Source organism: Aquaspirillum soli (genome assembly GCF_054781915.1).
Genome location: NZ_BAAGTM010000001.1, coordinates 247,133 through 272,376, shown reverse-complemented (window position 1 = coordinate 272,376; position 25,244 = coordinate 247,133). Strand labels below are relative to the sequence as shown.

15 protein-coding genes and 1 pseudogene are annotated in these 25,244 nt (G+C 49.0%); 9 read left to right on the top strand and 7 right to left on the bottom strand.

All coding sequences use genetic code 11. The annotated features are described in order from the left end of the window. Positions 1–104: 104 nt before the first annotated feature. The 3 genes and pseudogenes from ACYVJG_RS01375 to dinG all read right to left on the bottom strand — a co-directional run bounded on the left by ACYVJG_RS01375 (position 105) and on the right by dinG (position 3,889). On the bottom strand, positions 105–1,172 hold the full coding sequence (locus ACYVJG_RS01375) for a porin (protein ID WP_460429421.1): 1,068 nt from the start codon (positions 1,170–1,172) through the stop codon (positions 105–107). A 185-nt stretch (positions 1,173–1,357) separates the two neighbouring features. Then, positions 1,358–1,645, bottom strand: a pseudogene (locus tag ACYVJG_RS01370) (DUF3579 domain-containing protein); the annotation flags it as partial. A gap of 108 nt (positions 1,646–1,753) precedes the next feature. Next, positions 1,754–3,889, bottom strand: coding sequence for an ATP-dependent DNA helicase DinG (dinG, locus tag ACYVJG_RS01365; RefSeq protein ID WP_460429420.1), 2,136 nt, complete (start codon positions 3,887–3,889; stop codon positions 1,754–1,756). A 105-nt stretch (positions 3,890–3,994) separates the two neighbouring features. Here dinG and ACYVJG_RS01360 point away from each other — a divergent pair, with 105 nt between their 5' ends. From ACYVJG_RS01360 to ACYVJG_RS01345, 4 genes are all read left to right on the top strand, one after another. After that, the gene (locus ACYVJG_RS01360; protein WP_460429419.1) at positions 3,995–5,935 is read left to right on the top strand and encodes an aminotransferase class I/II-fold pyridoxal phosphate-dependent enzyme; all 1,941 of its coding nucleotides are present in this window, start codon (positions 3,995–3,997) and stop codon (positions 5,933–5,935) included. Positions 5,936–6,177: 242 nt separating this feature from the next. After that, positions 6,178–7,101: an ornithine carbamoyltransferase gene (gene argF, locus ACYVJG_RS01355; RefSeq protein ID WP_460429418.1), complete on the top strand. Its 924-nt coding sequence runs from the start codon at positions 6,178–6,180 to the stop codon at positions 7,099–7,101. 101 nt (positions 7,102–7,202) lie between these two features. After that, the gene (locus ACYVJG_RS01350; protein ID WP_460429417.1) at positions 7,203–8,438 is read left to right on the top strand and encodes an argininosuccinate synthase; all 1,236 of its coding nucleotides are present in this window, start codon (positions 7,203–7,205) and stop codon (positions 8,436–8,438) included. A gap of 206 nt (positions 8,439–8,644) precedes the next feature. After that, entirely contained in the window at positions 8,645–10,378 is a 1,734-nt protein-coding gene (locus tag ACYVJG_RS01345) for an Lcl C-terminal domain-containing protein (RefSeq protein ID WP_460429416.1), read from the top strand. Between the two features lie 60 nt (positions 10,379–10,438). On the opposite strand, the gene bfr is transcribed toward ACYVJG_RS01345, so the two are convergent. Together bfr and ACYVJG_RS01335 are read right to left on the bottom strand one after the other, a co-directional pair. After that, positions 10,439–10,903, bottom strand: coding sequence for a bacterioferritin (gene bfr / locus ACYVJG_RS01340; protein WP_022653039.1), 465 nt, complete (start codon positions 10,901–10,903; stop codon positions 10,439–10,441). A 21-nt stretch (positions 10,904–10,924) separates the two neighbouring features. Continuing rightward, the gene (locus ACYVJG_RS01335; RefSeq protein ID WP_460429415.1) at positions 10,925–12,088 is read right to left on the bottom strand and encodes a THUMP domain-containing class I SAM-dependent RNA methyltransferase; all 1,164 of its coding nucleotides are present in this window, start codon (positions 12,086–12,088) and stop codon (positions 10,925–10,927) included. Between the two features lie 65 nt (positions 12,089–12,153). Here ACYVJG_RS01335 and mutY point away from each other — a divergent pair, with 65 nt between their 5' ends. Together mutY and ACYVJG_RS01325 are read left to right on the top strand one after the other, a co-directional pair. After that, positions 12,154–13,224 (top strand): A/G-specific adenine glycosylase, encoded by a 1,071-nt coding sequence (gene mutY, locus ACYVJG_RS01330; RefSeq protein ID WP_460429414.1) that lies wholly within the window; start codon positions 12,154–12,156, stop codon positions 13,222–13,224. 27 nt (positions 13,225–13,251) lie between these two features. Beyond that, positions 13,252–15,456, top strand: coding sequence for a RelA/SpoT family protein (locus ACYVJG_RS01325; RefSeq protein ID WP_460429413.1), 2,205 nt, complete (start codon positions 13,252–13,254; stop codon positions 15,454–15,456). 72 nt (positions 15,457–15,528) lie between these two features. Here ACYVJG_RS01325 and ACYVJG_RS01320 read toward each other — a convergent pair whose 3' ends face one another. Next, positions 15,529–15,891 (bottom strand): Mth938-like domain-containing protein, encoded by a 363-nt coding sequence (locus ACYVJG_RS01320; protein WP_460429412.1) that lies wholly within the window; start codon positions 15,889–15,891, stop codon positions 15,529–15,531. A 243-nt stretch (positions 15,892–16,134) separates the two neighbouring features. Between ACYVJG_RS01320 and ACYVJG_RS01315 the strand changes: the two genes are divergently transcribed. After that, entirely contained in the window at positions 16,135–20,406 is a 4,272-nt protein-coding gene (locus ACYVJG_RS01315; protein WP_460429411.1) for a PAS domain S-box protein, read from the top strand. Positions 20,407–20,432: 26 nt separating this feature from the next. Then, on the top strand, positions 20,433–21,581 hold the full coding sequence (locus ACYVJG_RS01310) for a response regulator (RefSeq protein ID WP_460429410.1): 1,149 nt from the start codon (positions 20,433–20,435) through the stop codon (positions 21,579–21,581). Positions 21,582–21,587: 6 nt separating this feature from the next. Here ACYVJG_RS01310 and ACYVJG_RS01305 read toward each other — a convergent pair whose 3' ends face one another. Then, positions 21,588–22,430, bottom strand: coding sequence for a DMT family transporter (locus ACYVJG_RS01305; RefSeq protein WP_460429409.1), 843 nt, complete (start codon positions 22,428–22,430; stop codon positions 21,588–21,590). Between the two features lie 216 nt (positions 22,431–22,646). Here ACYVJG_RS01305 and clpB point away from each other — a divergent pair, with 216 nt between their 5' ends. After that, on the top strand, positions 22,647–25,226 hold the full coding sequence (gene clpB, locus ACYVJG_RS01300; RefSeq protein WP_460429408.1) for an ATP-dependent chaperone ClpB: 2,580 nt from the start codon (positions 22,647–22,649) through the stop codon (positions 25,224–25,226). Positions 25,227–25,244: the final 18 nt, after the last annotated feature.

Genomic DNA, 25,244 nt, shown 5'->3' with positions numbered 1-25,244 from the left:
GGATAGGGAAAGCGCACGATGGTAACAAAAAATACAAAAACGGGCACCCGTCAGGGAGCCCGTTTTAGATTTCTAACCTTGGCAACGCCATGCGTTGCAAGAAATTAGAAGGAGTGTTTCAGCGCAACACCAACAGCTTGTGGGTTGGAGCCAGCTTTAACAGTCACAGGGTTCACGCCGAAGTTAACAGCGGCCTTGTCTTTGTTGTCGATACGGGTTGCGTAAGCCAACACTTGAGTGCGCTTGGACAGGTCGTAAGTTGCGCCCAAAACCCACTGGTTTGCTTTGTATTTGTCTGCATCAGCCAAGCCTTTAGCTTTGCCCAATTGGGTGTAGGAAGCTTTCAGGCCAAATGCACCGAATTGTTGAGCAGCAGCGATGGTCCAGCTGGCTTGATCGTAGTCTTGACCGCCTTTGACATCGTAGTCCAGACGTTCGTAACCAGCGCCCACCATGGTGTCACCGAATTTGTACGACAGTGCCAACGCCCATGCGTCGATGTCGTTGTTAGCCAATGTCTTGGTGTCGTTGTGACGGGTATAAGCCAAACCTGCTTTCAGACCTTCCAATTGGTAGGTCGCAGCCAAAGCGTAGATGGAAGCGTCGGTGCGCTCGTTGCCATCATAAGCACGGGTTTCGTCAGCAGAGTAGCTGGCTTGTACGCCAAAGCCACTGAATTTTGGCGAGAAGTAGATCGCGGTGTTGTTGCGACGGGAACCAGCACGGCCCCAAGTGGTGTTGCCCCAACCGTTATCAGCGGTGGTGTTGGTCATCACGTTCAGACCCACGCCATCGATAGCCAGTTTGTAAGCATCGTCATGACGGCCTAAACGCACATCACCGAAGCCACCAGCCAAACCGATGAAGCTGTTGCGAGTTGCCCAGTTGCTGGAGGAGTTGCTGTCATCAACGTTGATGGCTTGTTCAACTTGCCAGTGAGCTTTCAGACCGTTACCCAGGTCTTCGCTGCCTTTGAAACCGATACGGGAGTTTTCGTTAGCAATACGCATACGACCTTCGTATTGATCTTTGTCAGCAACGTTACCAGCAGCGCCAGTGGCTTTAGCGTGTTCAACGCCAGCACTGATGAAACCGTAGATTTGGACGTCAGCCATAGCGACTGGGGCAACGAAAGCACCGGCTAAAGCAGCAGCGATCAGCTTTTTGTTCATAGAAATGAGCTCCACAGAGTGTGTTGTAGAAACGTGTTGTTGTTTGGCTTCATGCGACGAAAGCGCACCGACTATAACAGAGGGTTTCTATAAAAACGATGAAGTCGGTGTTGCATTTTCGTCCTGCAACGCAGCAATTGTTGTTTTTTTGATACGGTTTAACCCAAAAACTGGTTCGGATAGACCTCATCAATCAGGGTACGACAGTCAATCACCCGCAAATCGTTGTCTTTGGCAAACGACATTAAAAAGGCAAAAACACGCGGGTCGATCTTTTCAAGTTTTTTATCCACCGCCACACAACGCACATTATCCAGCATCAATGGACGCACATAGGGGTGGTAAGACATTTTCTGATCATTACCGAAACTGGCCAAAATACCGGACAAACGCTCGGCCCAATCACTGGGGCGGAAAGTACGGCCATCAGAGGTAATACCTTGGATGATAACTTCGTAAGGATTGCAGATCATGGCGAATGGTGTGTCTCTTAGGATGCCAAAAAGGCTTTGTTATTCAGCATGGAAGCACCGCAAGGTAAGGGGCTTCTGAGGTCGTATTCTACCGCAAAATGATGGTGCTTAGATTCGTCTAAATGGGGGGAGTGCAGCCAATAACTGACGGCCATACGCTTGTTTTAATAACCGATTATCCAAAATAGATACTCGTCCATAATCTCGTTCGGTACGAATCAAACGTCCTACCGCTTGCACCAGTTTGATCGACGCTTCTGGCACACTGATTTCTAAAAACGGATTCCCCCCACGGGCCGTGATCCATTGCGCTAAGGTTTGTCCAACAGGATCATCCGGCATCGCGAATGGCAATTTGGCAATAATCACATGCACGCACTGCTCGCCGGGTAGATCAAGCCCTTCGGCAAACGAATCTAAACCAAAAATCACACTGGCTTGTCCAGTGGCAATACGCTGTTGATGTTGTGCCAACAACACCGCCTTGGGTAACTCGCCTTGCACCAAGAGCAAGTCACGCCAAGGAGTAGGTAAACCCGCAGCAACGTCTAACATCTGTCGCCGTGAAGAAAACAGCACCAAACTCCCCACGGCTTCTGCGGTATCAATTAAAGTTGGTAATACGCTGATGATTTCTGCCGTATGTGCGGCACTATCGCGTGGATTCGCCTGCATTGGCGGTAGATACAGCTCGCCCTGCTGTGCAAAATCAAAAGGCGAAGGCAGCGCCACACAACGCACATCGTCTAACCACCCCAAGCCAGTTTGCTGTAGCAATAAATCAAACTTACCCAATGAACGCAGAGTTGCCGAGGTCAACACCGCCGCCGAGACTTTTTGCCACAGGGTTTGACTTAAGGCACTCGCAGCAGAAATGGGCGAAGCAGAAATCATAAAATCCACCTTTTTTGCCTCGCGTTTTTGTGTTATCCATTTTGCAATCGGCGGTGTCGGCGGCTCGACGTGTTGTGCCATGTGCTGCCACACAGCAGCCATACGCTCATGTTGCCCCATTACCATACCCAGTTCACTGCTGTAGTGATCAATCGTCACCTCATCATCAGGGTGTTGTTTGCGTACTTCCAACAAAGCCTCGCCACAGGTCGTGAGCTGCTTCATCAGACTGGCGCTCATCAACGCCATATTGCCAGCCACCAAAGCCAAACCATCTGGCAAAACACCTTGTTCAAATAACCACGGCGCTGGATTGTCTGTCTCAGTAAATCGAGGTTCGTTTTGCAAGATGGCATGTAATTGACTTAATTCATCATGCAAGGCTTGCATGGTGTCTTGCGTTAACAGTACCGGCTCCGCTGATGGTAAAAAACCCACATAACGATTCAACAGCTCTGTGGTTTTCTTAAGCCAAGATTGTGCTTGTAACAGGCTATGTTCAGCAGCAAATTGACCAACCGCCTTCTTGGCCAAATGATGGGCTTCATCAATGCAGTACAAACTTTGATTGGGTGCAGGCAACACCACCCCACCGCCCATGCTGGCATCAGCCAATAGCAAATCATGGTTGGTCACCACCACATCCACTTTTTCTAGCACATCCCGTGCCAGATAAAAGGGACATTGTGGCCGTTGTGGACAGCGGCTTTTCAAACAACCATGACGGTCGTTGGTGATTTTTTGCCATAACCGATCATCAATCACCTCAGGCCAATCATCGCGATCACCTGACCATTGCTGGGCTTGAAATTGCTCTGCAAGCAGGCGCAGTAAGGACAATTCACCTTGTAAAGGCTTGTGATCCCACATGGCAAACTGTCTGTCAAAAGGTGAATCGGCCGCTGCAGTGTCTTGCCCCGTCATTTGATGTAAACGGTAAGGGCAAAGATAGCGTCCTCGCCCCTTGGCTAAGGCATAAGATACGTCTAACTCGCTGTGTTCAATCAGCGTGGGTAAATCACGATTGACCAACTGTTCTTGTAGAGCGATGGTAGCCGAGCTCACAATCAGTTTTTTGCCGCGTGATAACGCCATCACCATACCAGCCAACAAATAAGCCAAACTTTTACCGACGCCAGTTGGGCCTTCGATCACCGCAATATGGCGACCCGAATTGAGTTTATCGGTCACTGCCGTGCTATCGGTTGACGGTTCACGGGCAATGGCAAAAGTGTGGGCAATTTCAGCAAGCATTTGCCGTTGGGCGGCACGCGGGCGAAAGTGGGGGAGTCGTTGCGCCAGCAAACGATAGAGATCTTGCAGCGCTTGTTTTTCAGTATCAGAGAGCATGGCTAAATTGTACTCCAGAGCAACTTACTGTGCGTTGCGGCGTGACCCTCGGCACAGTTCTCGCTAGCATCTTATGTCCTTTTACCCACTTTATTTATACGAACGATGACACCCATCCTCAGCCGTATCCTATTGGTCAGCAGTGATCCTGCTTGGCGCCAACAAACCTTGGCCGGTTTTTCTCAAGTGTTGATGCGTTATGACAATCCTTTTGGCCTCACTTTTTCCAGCGAGGCAAGTGCACAACAAGCACAACACGCCATTGAACAAGATGGTGATATTCAAGCTGTTTTAGTGGATGACAGTTTGCAATCCAGTCACGGTGAGAATGCGGCCACCTTGCTGCGACACCTCACAAGCTATCGTCCTGAGCTATCACTGTATGTCTTGCTAGAACAAGAAGATAGCCCACGCATCGCACATTTCGCTGAACTGGGAATCAGTGGTTATTTTTATCGTGCCGAGCAAGATTATGCCGGATGGTTTCGTATTTTACAGGCAGAAATCGCAGATAAAGCCGCAACCCCCTTTTTTGATCAACTGAAACGCTATGTGGCTTTAGCCAAAGATGCTTGGCACACCCCCGGTCATTCTGGCGGTGATAGCTTACGTTCTAGTCCGTGGGTTGGTGATTTTTTTGATTTTGCTGGCGAGCAGGTGTTACGGGCAGATTTATCTGTGTCAGTCCCGATGCTCGATTCTTTATTGCATCCAGAAGGGGTGATCGCCGAAGCACAGGCCCGCGCTGCTCGGGCTTTTGGGGCAAAACAAACGTATTTTGCAACCAATGGCACATCAACCTCGAATAAAGTCATCTTCCAAAGTCTGTTATCCCCGGGCGATATTTTGTTGTTAGACCGTAACTGCCATAAATCGGTGCATCATGGCGTGATTCTGTCGGGAGCGATGCCCGTTTATTTAGATTCTTCCGTCAACCGCCGCTATGGTGTTTTTGGCCCTGTCCCGAAACACCGGATTTTAGAAGCGATGACAGATTACCCTCAGGCTAAAGTGCTGATTTTAACTTCGTGCACCTACGATGGTTTGCGCTACGACCTCAAGCCCATTATTGCTGCCGCCCATGAGAAAGGGATTAAGGTTTTGGTGGATGAAGCATGGTATGGCCATGCCCGCTTTCATCCTGCCCTACGCCCCACGGCTTTGGAATGTGGGGCTGACTATGCCACTCAATCCACTCATAAAGTGCTGTCAGCGTTTTCCCAAGCCAGCATGATTCATGTCAACGACCCCGACTTCGATCCGCATGTTTTCCGTGAAAACTTCAACATGCACGCTTCAACTAGCCCGCAATACAGTTTGATTGCCAGCTTAGATGTGGCAAGAAAACAAGCTGTCATGGAAGGCTATAAGTTATTACATCGTACCCTGCATTTGGCCGCTGAACTGCGCGAGCAAATCAATGCCACGGGGGTTTTTCGGGTATTGTCTTTAGAAGAATTGTTACCAGAGGAGGTACGGGAAGATGGCATCTTGCTCGACCCTTGCAAGCTGACGCTAGACATTTCCGATTCTGGTTTCTCGGCGGATGAATTACAGGAAGTGTTGTTTGAACGCTTTAATATTCAAATTGAAAAATCCACTTTCAATACAGTCACCCTGTTACTCACACTTGGCACCACTCGCAGCAAAGTCTCACGGCTGCACGATGCCATTGTCCGACTAGCAAAAGAAAAACGACTACCACGGCCACCACTGCGTCTACCGGAAATCCCTCACTTTAGCCGCCTTTTGTGTTTACCACGGGATGCGTTTTATCAGCGTGGTGAGCGAGTGCCGTTATGTGACGAAAATGGCGCGCCAAATCCAGCGTTGGTCGGACAAATTGCCTGCGATCAAATTGTGCCTTACCCACCGGGGATTCCTGTGCTTGTCCCCGGACAAGAGATTACAGCAGACATCATTGCCTATTTAGTTCGGTTAAAAAAAGCCCAAAAACATATCGAAGTACACGGTCTAGACCAAACAACAGGCGAAGAATGTTTGCGAATTTTGCGACAGAAAGCACCCAATCAAGCGGCTATTTAGCATCAGCCTTGCCTAAGCACGCAAATTAGCAGAAGATTCATTCAAGCTGATCTAGCCTGTGTTGGCGAGAGAAGTCAGTTTTTTCTCGCCAACAACGACAGCCCACCCGTTACCACGGATCTTTTTCTAAACCCTAGACCTAACAAAAAGGGGGAGCAAGCAAAGGTAAAATAGGGTGTCATATCCCTGTTCATGCTTACCTTGAGGCTTCTGATCGAGGCCAATGCTCCCGCGTAAAACTGATGAAAACGCCAAAGCATTACCTCCAATTTACTGACTTCAGCCAAGACGAGTATTTGCATCTGTTCGAACGGGCGCGAATTCTGAAACGCCGTCACTATGATGGTGAACTGTATCGTCCGCTTGTCGGCAAAGTCATGTCGATGATCTTCGAAAAAAACTCGACCCGCACCCGGGTTTCTTTCGAAGCGGGCATGGCCCAACTTGGCGGCCATGCCTTGTTTTTAGATGGCCATACTTCGCAAATTGGACGTGGTGAACCGATTGCTGATACGGCGCGTGTTTTATCGCGCATGTCCGATATCATCATGATCCGCACTTTTGAACAGGCGAATGTCGAACAACTCGCCGCCCATTCTCGGGTTCCTGTTATCAACGGTCTGACCAACGAATACCACCCCTGCCAAGTGTTGGCAGATATTTTCACTTGGGTGGAACAACGTGGCCCAATTGCAGGGAAAACCGTTGCATGGATCGGTGATGGCAATAATATGGCACGCACTTGGGCACAAGCTGCGCGCCTGTTAGGGTTCAAACTGCGTGTCGCGACACCTGAAGGGTATGAGATTAAACCCTTGCCGCATGATATCTACGACAGCAGTTTCTATTACGCTTGTCACGATCCACGCGAAGCAGCGCAGGGTGCAGATATTGTGACCACAGATGTCTTTACCAGCATGGGATTCGAGGCAGAAAGTGCTGCCCGTGCTGCGGCCTTCGAACAATTCACCGTAACAGCCGAATTGATGGCCTTGGCTCACCCACAAGCGATGTTTATGCATTGCCTGCCCGCCCACCGAGGCGAAGAAGTCAGCGCAGAAGTCATTGATGGCGCACAATCGGTGGTATGGGATGAAGCCGAAAACCGGATGCACGTGCAAAAAGCCGTCATCGAATATCTGTTATTAGGCCGCGTCTCGCGTTAATCCCGCTTACTACGGGGGTGATTCCCCTGTAACAACCCGTACCCGTGTCGCACGGGTGCGGTGTTGCTGTTCTTATGTGCGATATTTAAGGAAATCTCCTGATGAGTGAATCTCAAGTGAACAAGGTGGTCTTGGCTTACTCCGGTGGGTTAGATACCTCGGTCATCCTCAAATGGTTACAAGACACCTATCAATGTGAAGTGGTGACTTTCACCGCCGATCTCGGCCAAGGTGAAGAACTGGAACCCGCTCGTAAAAAAGCGTTGCAATTCGGTATCAAGCCAGAAAATATCTTTATCGATGATTTGCGTGAAGAATTTGTCCGCGATTTCGTGTTCCCCATGTTCCGTGCTAACACCATTTATGAAGGTGAATACTTGCTCGGCACATCGATTGCACGGCCATTGATCGCCAAACGGCAAATTGAAATTGCACGCGCCACAGGTGCCGATGCGGTCTCGCATGGTGCAACCGGCAAAGGTAACGACCAAGTTCGCTTTGAATTGGGTTACTACGCTTTGATGCCGGGTGTCAAAGTGATTGCACCATGGCGCGAGTGGGATTTGCTGTCGCGTGAGAAATTACTCGCCTATGCAGAAAAAGCCGGCATTCCAATCGACATGAAACACAAGCAGGGCGGTTCGCCTTACTCGATGGATGCCAACTTATTGCATATTTCCTTCGAAGGCCGCCATCTGGAAAATCCAGCCGCAGAAGCCGAAGAAGATATGTGGCGTTGGACTGTTAGCCCAGAAGCAGCTCCCGATGCCGCTGAATACATCGACCTTGAATTTGCTAAAGGTGATTTGGTTGCTATCAACGGGGTAGCGATGGCCGCACATGAATTGCTGGCGAAGCTGAACGAGCTGGGCGGCAAACATGGTATCGGGCGTCTGGACTTGGTGGAAAACCGCTATGTCGGTATGAAATCGCGTGGTTGTTATGAAACCCCGGGCGGTACCATCTTGTTGCGTGCTCACCGTGCGATTGAATCGATCACCCTCGACCGCGAAGTGGCACACTTGAAAGATGATCTGATGCCACGCTATGCCAGCCTGATTTATAACGGCTACTGGTGGAGCCCAGAGCGTCAGGCACTCCAAGCGCTGATCGATCATACACAACAAACCGTCAACGGTTGGGTTCGCCTGAAATTGTATAAGGGCAATGTGATTGTGGTTGGCCGCGATTCGAAAACCGATTCGCTGTTTGATCCGACTATCGCAACTTTTGAAGATGACCAAGGCGCCTATAACCAAAAAGACGCTCATGGCTTCATCCGCTTAAATGCGTTGCGGATGCGCATTGCTGCGAATGCCGCTAATAAGCGTAGCTAAGCGGTTTTAGCGAAAAAACCGTTTTTTCAGGCCGCAGACAAAGCTCTCAAGCATTTGAGAGCTTTGTTTTTTTATCAAGTTAAAAACTTGTCGTGCAAAATTCAAATAGCCACAGCAATTCACTTGTCCCCGACTTTTTTGCGTAGGAGAATTTCAACACCGCGTCATGAGACACGGCGACCTCCACACACAACAAGGATCTGGGTATGGGTACTTATAACATTGTTGATACAGGTCAGACCCAGTTTTATGGGTTGACCAACACCGTGTCGACGCGTACAGAAGGACAGGCCTTTTACGGCCAAGATGCCAACTATGTGGGTTTGCAGCCTGCGTACCAAGACAATGGCGATGGCACAGTATCTGATCTGAATACGGGTTTAATGTGGCAAAAAACTGTAGCCAGTCAAGAAATGACATGGCAACAAGCATTGAGCTATGCTGACAGCACCATCATCGCAGGGAAAAGCGACTGGCGCCTACCGACGATCAAAGAACTTTATTCTCTCATTCAATTCACCGGTAACACCGCGCAAACTGCTGTGGCATCAACACCTTATATCAACACCTCTTATTTTAATTTCAGTTACGGTGACACCTCGAGCGGCGAACGTTTCATTGATGCACAAGAATGGTCATCAACGGCGTATGTCAGCACGACTATGAATGGCGACCCAACGGCTTTTGGCGTAAATTTCGCTGATGGGCGGATCAAGGGCTACCCTATTTCAATCGGTAACACCACCAATACCTTGGATGTTCGTTTGGTGCGAGGCAATCCAGACTATGGCAAAAATCAGTTTGTTGACAATGGTGATGGTACCATCACAGACAAAGCCACTGGTTTGATGTGGTTAAAGAATGACAGTGCCACACCCATGACGTGGGAAAAAGCCCTTGCTTATGCTGAGTCAATGAACACTGCGGGACATAGCGATTGGCGTTTACCGAATGCGAAAGAGTTACAAAGTTTGGTTGATTATTCGCGTTCTCCTGATACAACAGCCAGTGCTGCGATCGATCCTATTTTTCAAACCACCAATATAGGCACAACACAAAAGCCAGAATATGGTTTCTATTGGACAGGCACCTCTCATGTTGAGGGAGGCACCGGCGATTACGCTGTTTATATTGCCTTTGGCAGAGCGTTGGGATGGATGCAGAAAAATGGTCAATACACTTTAATGGATGTGCATGGTGCAGGCTCACAACGCAGTGATCCCAAAAGTGGCTCCGCCAGTGATTACCCCTATGGCTACGGTCCACAGGGCGATGTGATTCGTATTGATAATATGGTTCGCTTGGTTCGCGATGTAGGCACGGATAACAACACATTCGTTGGCACTTCTGGCAATGATCAAGGCTATCTCTCGTTTTCCAATGGAATGACGGTTGATGCTGGAGCGGGCGTGGATCAGCTGAAAATATCGGCAGCCTTTTTCGATGTGTCATTGGCAAAACAAGCAGGATCGTTATTGATTACCCGTTTAGCTGATGGTGCGAAGGTGACGGTGCGAAATGGTGAAATTTTAGATTTTGACCAAGGCAAAGATGTTTTTTTCGCACATAACGCAGTTGAAGGTATTGTGGCACGATTATTCCATACGTTTTTGAATCGAGATGTTTCTATTAGCGAATGGCCTTTGGTACAGGAGGCGGTGAATGCTTGGTTTGCAGGGCGTTTATCTTCCGAAGCGATTTTGTCATGGTTTCACGCAGGCAATACAGCTTTAATGGCCTTAGGAAATGAACAATATATTCAGGCTGTGTACGCTCACACATTAAATCGCGCAGCCAGCAGTGCCGAACTTTCCGTTGGATTAGCGGCTTTACAAGGAGGCGGCAGTGCTGCTCGAGATGCATTGGCAGTTCAATTGGCCAGCAGTGATGAGGCCATCACCACAATTGGTACGGTGATGGTGTTCGATGGTTGGGTATGATAGCGATAGAAAAAAAGCAAAAACGGCCTGTTTAGGGCCGTTTTTTTGTTATCTAAAAAATTAAGCTTGGCTTTGCAGATAATTTTGCAAACCAATCTGTTTAATCAGATTCAGCTGTTGTTCCAACCAATGCGCGTGGTCTTCTTCAGTATCGCGCAACAGATCTAACAACATATCGCGGGTGATGTAGTCTTGTTGTTTTTCACAACAGGCCATCGCTTCACGCAACGTGGTAACCACTTCATATTCCACTTCTAAGTCACGCGCTAACATCGATGGCACGTCATGGCCGACTTTGACCTCCAGCGGTTTCATCGCCGGTACACCACCAAGGAACAAAATTCGGGCAATCAGCCGATCTGCATGTTCGGTTTCTTCTTGCGTTTCGTGCCAGATACGCTCATACAGCTTGCTAAAACCCCAATTTTCATACATGCGGGCATGCAGAAAATACTGATCCCGCGCCATCAATTCCCCGGCCAACAAATCGTTTAAGTGTTGGATGACTTCTGGATGACCTTGCATCACACTGCTCCTAAAAAATAATTACTCGGCGGAACGCGGTTTGCGGTTACTGCCCGCTACCATCTTATATTCGAATAAACGACATTCTAGAGCACCGTTGAACAAGGGAGTGCGCTTGGATGCAGATAAACGTACTCCTTTCGCCAATTGCGGATCGGCGCTCAGGAAATAAGCACGCCAACCGGCTAAGGCACGTTTCATCCACGCCCCTAATTCAGGATAAAATGCCGCTAAATGTTCTTGTTCATCCAAGCGTACACCATACGGTGGATTACACACTAAAATCCCCTCTGCCGTTGGTGCCGACATCTCTAAAATATCACCAAGCTGCAGCGCAACCGCACCGTTTAGACCACAGGCGGTTAAATTTTCTTGGGCTGCAGCAAGCGCATAGCGATCTCCATCGCTGCCATAAATTGGCAATGTTTTTACCGGCAGCTCAGCCGCTTGCGCCTGTTGTTTTTCACGCTGCCACGCTTGGGCATCAAAACCCGGGAATTGTTCAAAAGCAAAGGTACGACCACGACCAGGCGCACGGTTGAGGGCAATATGTGCCGCTTCAACTAAGAAAGTCCCACTTCCACACATCGGGTCATATAATGTCTGTTCTGGTGTCCACCCTGTTAACGCCAAAATGCCAGCGGCTAAATTTTCTCGCAAAGGTGCTTCGCGGGTGCTTTGTCGCCAACCGCGTTTGAACAACGCCTCGCCGGAGGTGTCGAGATATAACGTGGCGTATTTGGCATCGAGGAAAACATGAATCCGGCGATGTGGTTGCGCGGTATCAACCGAAGGACGTTGTCCACCGGTACGTTCGCGAAAGACATCACAGATGGCGTCTTTCACTTTAAGACTGACAAAATCCAAACTTGGCAGTGGGCTTTTGATGGCATCAGTTTTGACTTTGAACGTGTCGGCGATGGAGAAGAACAGTGTCCAATCCACCCCCCGCGCCAGCCGATAGACATCATTTTCATTGCGGTAGGGCGCATGGGCCAACCGCAACAACACGCGACTGGCAACACGCGAATGTAGATTGACACGCCGCATCAAGGAAAATGCCCCGCTAAAGGCGACACCGCCATCTCGTGCAACAATCTGGTTTGCACCCAAAGTATGCAATTCTTGAGTCAAAACCGGCTCTAAACCACGAGGACAAGGCGCGAAAAACTGTTCAGTCAACATAAACTTTGCTTAAAAAAAAGAAACTTTCTCTATTGTACCTGTCTTGTCGTTCCCTCTATAAGAATATGCCTATCTCTTCCAAACAATTTGCCAAACAGCTGATAACATGGCAGAAAATTCATGGTCGTCATCATTTACCGTGGCAAGTTTCAGATGCCTACGCGGTATGGGTGTCGGAAATTATGTTGCAGCAAACCCAAGTCAGCACCGTCTTGAACTACTATCCGCGTTTTATGGCGCGGTTTCCTACTGTCACGGCTTTAGCCAGTGCTGATATTGATGATGTGCTCAGCTTGTGGAGTGGCTTGGGTTATTACAGCCGCGCACGCAATCTTCACCGTGCAGCACAATACATCGCGACACACTATGGCGGCCAATTTCCACAACACGCAGCGCTGTTAGCCGAACTCCCGGGCATCGGTCGCTCCACCGCCGCCGCCATTGCTGCTTTTGCCTTTGGCCAACGCGAGGCTATTCTCGATGGCAATGTGCGCCGAGTATTCACCCGTGTCTTCGCGATTGAAGGTTGGCCGGGGAATAAAGCGATTGAGCAACAACTATGGCAGTTGGCCGAGTCGCTGTTACCGGATGCGACCGAGATTCAACCCTATACGCAAGGGTTAATGGACCTTGGCAGTTTAGTCTGCCGCCGTGGTCAGCCGGATTGTGGCAGTTGTCCTTTTGCTCAAGATTGTTTAGCCAATCAACAGGGCAGACAGCGCCAGCTACCCACCCCACGACCAAAACGAGAGATACCACAACGCGAGGTAAGGTGGTTATTGCTCTACGACACCGAGGGCCGTGTTTTTTTAGAAAAGCGCCCACCAACTGGGATTTGGGGCGGACTGTGGAGTTTGCCGGAATGGACAGCAGAACACACATCGCTAGCGCAACGGTTGCAGGAATTAGCCGTGATCGCGGAAAACGCCGCCGAAGCACCAGCGCCTTTACATGCTGTCACGCATCAGTTTACCCATTTTCATTTAACTGCTTACCCATATCCGCTTGCCGTTCGTACCCGAGCTGAGTGTCGCGAATCTGCATCCTGTTGGGTTAACGCAGCAGAATTAGCACATATCGGCCTTGCCGCCCCAGTACGACGTTTATTAGAGATATGGATGTCGTCTCTATTTTGATGAAAAAGAATTTAGGAAAAAATCGCCATGGTTTCTGTTACCCGCCCATTGGTGGATTCTCTTGCTCATGCAGCTGACCCAGACCGTTGGTTAGCAGGTTTAATCAGTGGGTTGCCACCGGAAGGGGCCAGCCTTGTCGAACGGGCTTTCCACACTGCACGAGAACACTACGGTGATGACACATTGCCGCCGGTTGGCGAACGTCTGTTCACCCATGCGGTTGCCGCCGCCGCCATCGTCGCGGATATGGAATTACTCGCCGATGCCATTGCGGCCACCTTGCTGTTTGCCATGCCTGATTACCGTGGTGATTATGTTGATTGGCTGAAGAAACACTTTACCCCCACTGTGGCAGAGCTGGTGCAAGGGGTGAGTCGGATGCGACGGATTACGCTGTTGGCTTCGCAAGACCGTGAAGAAACGCCAGAAGCGCGGGCACAACAAGCAGAAACCATGCGTAAGATGTTGCTGGCGATGGTGGCGGATATTCGGATTGTGCTGATCAAATTGGCATGGCGTACCCAAACCATGCATTTCTTATCCCGTGTGCCCCAAGAATCTGAACGGCGGCGCATTGCACAAGAAACGATGGATTTGTTTGCACCACTCGCCAATCGGTTAGGGGTATGGCAGGTGAAGTGGGAGTTAGAAGATCTTGCTTTCCGCTATCTGCAACCGGACAGTTATAAAAAAATCGCCCGTTTGCTGGATGAACGGCGGGTAGAACGGATTGATTACATCGAGCGAGTCTTAAACGACCTGCGGCGAGAACTGGCTCACGCCCATATCGAAGCCGATGTGACAGGTCGGCCCAAGCATATTTATTCCATCTGGAAAAAAATGCGCAAAAAGAACCTCGACTTTTCCGAGTTGTACGATATTCGGGCAGTACGGGTGTTGGTGCACAGTCTGAAGGATTGCTACACGGTATTGGGCTTAGTTCACAGCATGTGGCATCCGATTCCGGGCGAATTTGATGACTATGTTTCCAACCCCAAACCGAATGACTACAAAAGCCTGCATACAGCGGTGGTCGGGCCAGAGGATAAAGTGCTCGAGGTACAAATCCGCACGTTTGAAATGCACGAACATGCCGAATATGGTGTGGCGGCGCATTGGCGTTATAAAGAAGGTGGACAAGGCGACAGTCAATACGAAGCCAAAATTGCTTGGTTACGCCAATTATTAGAATGGCGTGAAGAAGTCAGCGACCGCACCGCGCTGAGCAGCGAGTTTCAGACGGCACTGTTCTCCGACACCATTTATGTCCTGACGCCGGCTGGTAAGGTTATTTCCTTGCCGCAGGGCGCCACCCCGCTGGATTTTGCCTATTCACTCCACACTGATTTAGGCCATCGTTGCCGAGGGGCGAAAATTGATGGGCAAATTGTGCCGCTGTCCACCCCGTTGGAGAACGGCCAACGGGTTGAAATTTTGGCAGCAAAAGAAGGGGGCCCTTCATTAGATTGGCTGCATGATGGTTGGGTGAAAACCCACCGCGCCATCAGCAAAATCCGGCAGTGGATTCGGCAACAAAATGTTGATGTCGCCATTGAGGCTGGACGACAGGTATTTGAGAAAGAAATCCAGCGTTTAAGCGTACAACCGAATTTGGAGCAGTTGAGTGAAAAATTAGATTTTCACAAGATTGAAGACGTCTATGCAGCACTGGGGCATGGTGAACTCACGCTTAAGGCCTTGGCACAGGCGATTCACAGCATTCATCCGCCACCACCCGCGCCAGATCTGGATCCAAATTCATTGATTCGCGCCAGCCGTGGCAGCTTTGACAGCCAAGGGGTGTTAATTGAGGGGGTCAATAATTTGATGACTGTATTGGCAAAATGCTGCAAGCCAGCACCGCCCGATGCAGTGGTCGGTTTTGTGACCCGAGGACGTGGGATTTCGATTCATCGCACCAACTGTCTGACCCTGAAACGACTCTCTGCAAATGCACCAGAGCGTTTAATTCATGCTGCGTGGGGGAAACAGGAACGCAGTGTGTTCCCTATCGATATCGAAGTATTAGCGCGGGATCGCAATGGTTTGCTGCGGGATATTTCCGATATCTTTAGCCGTGAAAAACTCAACGTGACTGCAGTCAACACCCAAAGCCGCGATCTCAAAGCATCGATGCGCTTTACCGTTGAGGTGCGTAATGTCAGTGAGCTTTATCGCGTATTGGCACGGATTACCGATGTCTCAGGCGTCCAAGAAGCACGCCGGCTTTAATCGGTTGCAGACGCTACCTATTGGGGTAGCGTCTGGCTCAACCACCACCCAGCGATTCAAACCACTCTCTGATTAAAACAGTGCCGCCACCACCCGCCGATCTTCATCGGCCAAAATATTAAATGTGCGGCAAGCCGCCTGTGTGGTCATCACTTCAACCCCCACCCCAGCCGCCAACAACGCCGCCGTCAATCGGGGATGAGGAAATTTTTGCCCTGTTCCAGTCCCCAGCAAGACCACCTCAGGCTCCCACGCTAATAGCGCCTCAAAATCACTGGCCTGCAAAGCAGCAAAATCCGCCACTTGCCATGTTTCTAATCGTTCTGCACTGACCAACAACGGTGGGGTGTGTTCCTGTTTGTTGATACTGACGCTGGTTTCTGAATAGGCCGTAAAGCGGTTTTGATTGAGGTTTTGGTTAAGGTGCAATTTCATAAGCAGAGACATCCCAAAAAATTCAAGACAAGTACCAGTGTGCTGCCAACAACAGCGATGTAGCAGAAATGGGGGGATGGGGTGCATTTAGCAAGGAAACGATTTGTCTCACAAAACTGACACGAAAAATAGTGATTTATAGATTTTTATCAAAAAATTCAGACAAATCATATATTATTTTAAAAATTTTTTTATTATCAAAACTCTCTTTTGACATTGATTTCGCTGAAAAGCCTTTGCCACATGCCTACGTCAACCTATTCACATGCTGCTGCCTTACTGAGCCTACTCGATGCACAACCGCTACCCTCGTTTGTTGCCGATCGAGAGGGACACTATCGCTATGTGAACCGTGCATGGCAAAAATTATTTCGCTTGGAAGATTCGTATGCCCTCGGCCACGCTTGGCTCGATCGAGTGGTACCAGAAGAGTTAGCCACCGTCTTAACCGCTTGGTTAGATGCGCTCAAACATGGCATCCATTTTGAATGTCGTTGCCGTATCAATATCAGCGAAAGCAAAAGCCGTTCGATTCTGATTCGAGCATGGTATGTGCCAGAAAGTGATCTGTATAGCGGGATTGTCGAAGCAGGCGAGGTCAGTTTTTTAACCGAACCGGTATCGTATTTGGCCTTAGCGAAAACCACGCCAGACACAGCCATCATTATCGGCAATAAGGTGCACCAGCAGCACGAACGCAGTCTGAATCACCTCACCGAACGCAGTGCGCGCAATTTAAAAGCAGTGATCGAGGCCTTACCTGTCGCCACCGGCATTTACACGCCAGAAGGCGATGTGCTGTACCTTAACCCCGCTTTTTCCGAGCTTTTTGGTTATACACAAGACGATATCCCAACCTTAGAAAAATGGTGGGAACAAGCCTATCCCGATCCGGTTTATCGCGAGTGGGTCATTGAATCGCGCCAAGTGCGGCAAGATGACCACATTGTCTATCCGATTTTAGAGCGCCGTATTCGTTGCAAAAATGGTGATGTCAAAATCGCTATCGTCAAACGGGCGCCATTAGCGTTAGAGCGTGGCAATGCTTTTTTGGTCACGATGTTGGATGTGACGCATCAATTTATCCAACAACAAGCCTTGGTTGAGCGTGAACAGAGCTATCGGCAATTATTCGACCATGCCGAGCTGTCGATTTGGAATCAGGACATGCGCCCGCTGTTTTTGCATTTGCAACAGCTAAAAATGCAAGGCATTACGGATCTTGAGCAATATCTCGATCAAAACCCGGGCATGATGTTCTCGCTAATGAGCCTGATTAAAGTCATTGACGTCAATCCCGCCACAGTCCGTTTATTTGGCGGCAGCCAACGCGAAGATTTTCTGCTACATGGTTTTAACCATTTGTTTGGCCGTGGCTGTATCACCAAAATCCGCGAAGAATTGCTGGCGTTTTGGCGTGGCGATAAAATTTTCCGGGCTGAAGTTGAGTTAAAAACGCTACAAGGCAAACGTATCTACGCCATTATTTCTTTTCCGATTCCTCAAGATGTCGAAACGGCAAAAGTGGTGCCTGTCAGCTTGCAAGACATCAGTGACCTTGCGCTCCTAGAAGCTGACCTGAAAGCCGTCTCACAAATTCAAAGCACTTTTATCAGTTCTTCCACACAAGATACGTTTCAAACCATCTTGCAACAGGTGTTACAACTGACCGAGAGTGAGTACGGCTTCGTTGGTGAGGTGTTATACGACACACAACAAAAACCCTATGTCCGCATCCATGCCCTGAGTGATATTTCATGGGATGAAGCCTCACGAGCGATTTACCAAACCAGCCGCAATGGCGGCATGGAGTTTCATCAGCTAGATGCTTTGTTTAGCGTGTCGTTGTTAAGCAAAAGTGTCACGATTTCCAACGATCCCGCCAACGACCCGCGTAGCAAAGGCCTGCCCCCGGGACATCGGCCATTACATAGCTTTATGTCGGTTCCGGTCATCCGAGGCGAAGAAATGATCGGCCTGATCGGGGTAGCAAACCGAGAGGGGGGTTATGATCTTTCCCTGGCCAATACCCTACAGCCGGTGTTAGTCACCTATGGCCAAGTAATCAATGCGATTCGCACCCGTGAAGCCTATCAAAATACCCGTGAGGCGCTACAGCAGGCAGAAGAACGCTGGAAATTTGCGATTGAAGGCGCTGGACACGGGGTATGGGATTGGGATTTGCTCAGCAATGTAGTGACCTATTCCGAGACATGGTGTCGTTTACTCGGCTATCAAAAAAGCGAACTTTACGAAAGCGCAAACGAAAGTATTGTGCGCGTTCACCCTGATGATCGGCAACGCGCTTATGTCGAGGTGCAACGCCATTTGCGTGGTGAAACAGATATTTGTGTCGTGGAATATCGCTTGCGTTGTCAGGATGGCAGTTATAAGTGGATTGCCGGCCGAGGCATGATTATTTCACGCGATGCCCAAGGCCGCCCCTTGCGTATGATCGGCACCCATACCGATATCAGCCGCAGCAAAGCCACTGAACAAGCCCTGCTTGCCAATCAGATGCGGCTGTCGAGTATGATCGAAACAGCGATGGACGCGATTATTACCGTCGATAGTGCATTTAATATCATCGTTTTCAACCCTGCGGCTGAAGATATGTTCGGGTATCGTGCCGAAGATATGCTGGGTTATCCGCTTGATCGGTTAATTCCCATCACCAAAGCCCCCAACCATCAGTTTTTAATGCAGCAATTTGCTGCCGAGGGGGGCTCACCACGCCGGATGCGCGGCCGCCCAGGACGGCAAGTGATGGGTTTCCGCTCAGATGGTTCGACCTTCCCGATTGAAGTCTCGGTTTCCTATTCAGATAACTACGGGCAACCGATTTACACCGCGATGGTGCGTGACATTACTGAACGGCGGGCAGCCGAAGAAGAAATGAAGCGTTTTGCTATCCAACTCGAACAACGGGTGATTGAACGCACACGGCAATTAGAAGAAGCACGCGAACAGGCAGAAAGCGCTAATCGAGCCAAGAGCGCGTTTTTAGCCAATATGAGCCATGAAATCCGCACGCCACTCAACAGTGTGTTGGGCATGGCACATCTTGCCTTACAAACCCCATTAGAACCCAAACAACGCGACTATCTCCAAAAAATCACCCTATCTGGTACCCACCTTTTAGGGTTGATTAACGACATCCTGGATTTCTCTAAAATCGAGGCGGGCAAACTAGAAATTGAACAGCAACCGTTTGATCTGTATGTGTTGTTGGAAAATTTATCCAGTTTTGTCAGCCAAAAAGCAGCGGAAAAACAACTGCTCCTGAAAATCGAACAGCAAGCCTGTTTACCGCGTTATTTGCGGGGAGATGCCCTGCGGCTGCGGCAGGTGTTGCTCAATTTAATGAGCAATGCCATTAAATTTACTGAACAAGGCAGTGTCTGTTTGGCAGTTTCGATGGCAGAAGATTTTGAACAACAAGTGCGTTTGTTATTCGAGGTCAAAGACACTGGGATTGGTATGCCAGAAAGCACTTTGTTGAGTTTATTTCAGTCTTTCCATCAAGCCGATAGTTCGATTTCACGCCGTTATGGTGGGACAGGTTTAGGGCTGGCAATCAGTCATCAGTTGGTGCAGTTGATGGGGGGAGAGTTACAAGTTCACAGCGAATTTGGTCACGGCAGCACATTCTCGTTTTCTTTAGTCTTTACCACAGTCAGCGATGTCCTGTATTGCACTGAAAGCAATCGCCATTTGGAACAGCATGAGGCATACACCCCCGTTTTACATGGCAAAAAAGTTTTACTAGCCGATGATCATCCCTTTAACCAACAAGTCGCCGCGGAAATTCTCGAACAAGTTGGGATTGAAGTGGTGATTGCCGATCACGGTAAACACGCTGTGATGTTAACTTCACAACATACTTTTGACTTGATTTTGATGGATATGCAGATGCCAGAGATGGATGGTATTTCTGCGACCGAACATTTGCGGCAAAACCGTGCTTTAGACCATGTCCCGATTTTGGCAATGACCGCGAATGTCTCGGTCGAAGATCGACAGCAATGCTATAAAGCGGGCATGAACGATTTTATTGGCAAGCCTATCCAACCTGATTTGCTGTATCGGACTTTGGTTTATTGGTTTACCCATCCCATCACCACCCCGCCACAACCCGCTATGGTCGCCAAAACAGCCACACAGTCAAGCTGTCCGAGTCCAGAAAAGCAGTGGATAGACCATGAGATTTTGCATACTATGTTGGGTGATAACAGTGAACGACATAAAAAATACATTGCTAAATTTACCCTCGCCATGAATGACGGCCTTGTTGAGTTAACCGCGGCATGTGCTGCACAAGACTTAATGCAGATGGCTAAAATCTGTCACCGACTCAAATCGATTGCGAACACAGTTGGTGCGGTGGTGCTTGGGCAGACCTTACAAGAGATGGAAACCGCCGCCCTCGCCAATCGTCACGAGGCTTACAGCCAATTAGCCCTCATCGAGGCCCATTTCCAACACAGCCAACACGCGCTTAACAACAGGGTATAAATTAGCCCCAATTGGAGAATAACAGCATGCTATCTTTTGACTCCTGTGGCGATCGCCCACTAGTCATGATTGTGGATGATGATGAATTTATGCTGGAATTCATCAGCGATACCCTCAGTGAAGAATACCAAGTCATTAGCTTAGACAATGGTTTACAGCTGTTAGCGCAAGCACAAATCCACCGACCCCAGCTGATTTTGGCCGATGTGCAAATGCCGGATATCGATGGCTACACCTTGTGTCAACGCATTAAGCAAGATCCGGCGCTGGCAGAGATTCCGGTTTTATTTCTGTCGGCGCTAGACAGTCTTGAAGATCGCCTGCGTGGGTTTGAAGTCGGGGCGGAAGACTTCGTCAATAAGCCGATCAATCCCAAAATGTTGCTGAGTAAAGTGGCTAAGGTATTGGAGCTGGCAGAAGAACGCCAACAACTCAAGAGCCAAGCTCAATGGGCCACCAACACCGCCATGTTGGCAATGACCAGCATGAGCGAAACCGGTATGTTGTTGGAGATTCTCAAGCAGTTGAACGAATGCACAAGTATTCAAACGCTGGCAACAAATACCCTTGATTCAATCCGCTTGTTTGAATTAGAAGGCGTGGTACAACTGTTATATGGTGATAATCAACGACTGACACTTAACCATCGCGGCCCAGCCACCGCCCTCGAAATTTCGGTGTTACAGCACATCATCAGCATGGACCGCATTATCCAATTCAAAAATCGGTTGTCCATCAACTATCCTCATGTGCAATTGATTGTGAACAATCTACCGATTGAGGATGAAGAACGCTGTGGGCGGCTACGCGATCACCTTGCCACGTTAGTACAAGCCGTTGAAGGGCGGTTACAAGCCCTATATGACCAACAGCTGGCACAACAACGGGGCAATCTCATCCACCAAACCTTGGGCTCACTTGGCCAAATGCTGCACGACATTGATCGTCAACAACGCGATCACCAAGTCAACACGATGGCATTATTAGACACCTTACTTCACCGCGTTGAAGGGGCTTTAGTCGGTTTACAACTCACCGAGCGTCAAGAAACGGCGTTAGTGAATCTGGTACGCGACAGTTTTGAAGAACTCTCCGAAGCGTACCAAGCCAATTACGCACTGCAAAACCGTCTCGGCGAAGTCATTCATCAACTTGAAATGGTGAAATCTAATTAGCATCGTCTATTTTGGTGTGCGGGTCCCTAACACAGCGCCACCGACAATCAACACAATCGCCGCCAACGCATAGCCATCTAAAACACCACTCCCGGTCACAATCAACAATAAAGTCGATAACAACGGGGTGGTGAAGGCTAATGCGCCAATTTTCCGTGGATCGCCTTGTTTTAACGCTTTATCCCACAAAAAAAACGCCCCACCCATCGGCCCAATCCCCAATAGACCTAGCCATATCCATTCCTGCATCTTCGGTGTGTAGGCAGGCTCCAATGCAAAATGACTCAATAGCGATAGCCCCCCAGACAATAAACAAAATAGGCCAATTGCTGCCGTTGGATAGGGCGGAAGCCGCTTGCTCAACAACGAATAGGCAGCCCATAAAAATGCAGCTAATACAGCGCAGGCATAACCGGTGATAAATCGGGCCTCTAATGACAGTGAGCCTTTCGTCACAATCAATGCTGCCCCAATAAATCCCAACCCAGCGGCAACAATATGTTGCCGCCGCAACGCCATATTTGGCAGCAACACTGGCGACAGCAGCACAATCAATAACGGCCACAGATAATTTAATAAATTGGCTTCTACCGCTGGCGCTAGGCGAAAGGCTAAGAACAAAAAGAAGTGGTAACCAAAAATACCGGCGATGCCAACCAAAAGCGTCGGTAGCGGTACTTTCCATTGACGATAAGTCGGTAAACTTAATACTCCCGCCACCAATAAGGTAATTCCCACGGTTAAGAACGGCGGCACGGCTGCCACTCGGGTACCTAATGTTGCCAAACTTGCCCAAATCACAATCGCAGCAGCAGCAAAAAATAAGGGATGTTGTTGTTTTGTTGGCATGATGTGCTGGATTTCTCGCAAGATAAAGAAGATCTACATAGAATAATCGATCTTGCCTTGGATGGCACCTTCGCTGATATGCGCACACACACGCCCAAGCGCTCCTGCCTAGACAAAGTCTGATAAATCAAGACCCAATCAGAAAAAATTTCTTACTTGATAAAGTTTTTCCCCTACCCAAGTTAGGGTTTAACTTAATTGCAGTAGGAAAGCATCATGCGTTTTGACAAACTCACCACGAAATTTCAACAAGCCATCAACGATGCACAAAGTCTGGCCTTGGCCAATGACAATCCCTATATCGAACCACAGCATGTCTTATTGGCCATGCTCAATGATCGCGAAGGCGGCGTTGGGGGGCTGTTAGCCCGCGCTGGTGTGAATGCTGGCGGGTTAGGTCAGGCCCTGAAAACCGCTATCGAGCGCTTGCCGAAGGTCAGTGGCACCGGCGGTGAAATCAGTGTGTCGAAAGAGCTGGCCAATTTATTCAACCTCACAGAAAAAGCCGCACTGAAACGAGGCGACCAATTTATTGCCAGTGAGATGTTCTTATTGGCGTTAACGGAAGATAAAAGCGAAACAGGCCGCTTGTTCAAAGAACATGGTGGGCAAACCGCTGCTTTGGAGGCTGCGATCAACGCCGTACGTGGCAGCGATACCATCAACACCGCCGACGCAGAGAGTCAACGCGAGGCGTTAAGTAAATACACGCTGGACCTCACCGAACGCGCACGACAGGGCAAGCTCGATCCAGTGATTGGGCGAGATGATGAAATCCGCCGTGCCATTCAAGTCTTACAACGGCGCACCAAAAATAACCCTGTGTTAATTGGCGAGCCGGGGGTGGGTAAAACAGCAATTGTTGAAGGCCTCGCCCAACGAATTGTGAATGGTGAAGTGCCTGAATCGCTGAAACACAAACGACTGTTAGTGTTGGATTTAGCTGCCTTATTGGCCGGCGCAAAATACCGTGGTGAGTTTGAAGAACGACTCAAGGCGGTGTTAAATGATTTAGCCAAAGATGAAGGTAACACCTTAATTTTCATCGATGAAATTCATACTTTGGTGGGTGCAGGTAAAGCCGAGGGTGCAATGGATGCAGGCAATATGCTGAAACCTGCGCTAGCTCGTGGTGAACTGCATTGCCTTGGCGCAACGACACTGGATGAGTACCGTAAATACATTGAAAAAGATGCCGCACTAGAACGCCGCTTCCAAAAGGTGCAGGTCAGTGAACCCTCGGTTGAGGATACCATCGCTATTCTGCGCGGCTTACAGGAAAAATATGAGATTCATCACGGTGTCGATATTACCGATCCCGCGATTGTTGCCGCTGCCGAGCTGTCACATCGTTATATCACTGACCGTTTCCTGCCTGATAAAGCCATTGATTTAATTGATGAAGCAGCAAGCCGAATCAAAATGGAAATTGACTCAAAACCAGAGTCAATGGACAAGCTCGATCGCCGTTTAATTCAGTTGAAAATTGAACGGGAAGCAGTGAAACGCGAATCGGATGAAGCGAGTCAAAAACGCTTAGCGCTGATTAACGAAGAAATTGAAAAATTAAGCCGCGAGTATGCCGACCTAGAAGAAATCTGGAAGGCTGAAAAAGCAGCACAGCAGGGTAGCCAATCGATCAAAGAAGAGATCGACAAGCTGAAAGTGCAGATTGAGGAACTCAAACGACAAGGACAATGGGAAAAACTGGCAGAGCTGCAATATGGCAAATTACCCCAATTAGAAGCCCGCCTGAAAGAAGCCGAAGCAGCCAGCCAAGGTGGACAGAAAAAACCCAATCAACTGTTACGAACCCAAGTGGGTGCTGAAGAAATCGCAGAAGTGGTGAGCCGTGCGACAGGGATTCCTGTTTCAAAAATGCTGACAGGGGAACGCGAAAAACTGTTGCGAATGGAAGACGTGTTACATCAGCGTGTTATTGGACAAAATGAAGCCGTCCGTGCCGTGGCAGATGCGATTCGCCGTAGCCGTTCTGGTCTGTCTGATCCAAATAAACCGTATGGCTCTTTCCTATTCCTTGGGCCGACTGGCGTGGGTAAAACCGAACTGTGCAAAACGCTGGCCGGCTTTATGTTTGATAGTGAAGAACACATGATTCGGATTGATATGTCCGAATATATGGAGAAACACTCGGTGGCACGCCTCATCGGTGCGCCCCCAGGTTATGTTGGCTATGAAGAGGGTGGTTATCTGACTGAACAAGTTCGGCGTAAACCTTATTCGGTGATTCTGTTGGACGAAGTTGAAAAGGCCCACCCCGATGTGTTTAATATTTTGCTGCAGGTGTTGGATGATGGGCGTTTAACAGATGGCCAAGGCAGAACTGTCGATTTTCGCAACACGGTCATTGCCATGACCTCGAACATTGGTAGCCAAATTATTCAAACCATGGCAACCGATGATTATGAACTGACTAAAATTGCCGTGTTAGGTGAAGTCAAAGCTCACTTCCGCCCAGAGTTTGTTAATCGGATTGATGAAGTGGTGGTTTTCCATGCCTTGGATGATAAGCACATAAAATCGATTGCACGAATTCAACTGCGCCATTTAGAAAGCCGCTTGGCCAAGTTAGAACTGGCGCTACAAGTCACAGACGATGCGTTAACCCTGTTGACTGAAGCCGGGTTTGATCCGATTTATGGTGCTCGTCCATTGAAACGAGCCATTCAAAATGAAATCGAAAACCCACTGGCAAAAGCAATATTAGCCGGACACTATCCACCAAAATCGGTGATTGTGATTGATGCACGCAACGGAAAATTGAGCTTTAGCTAAGCAACAACGACGCGCATC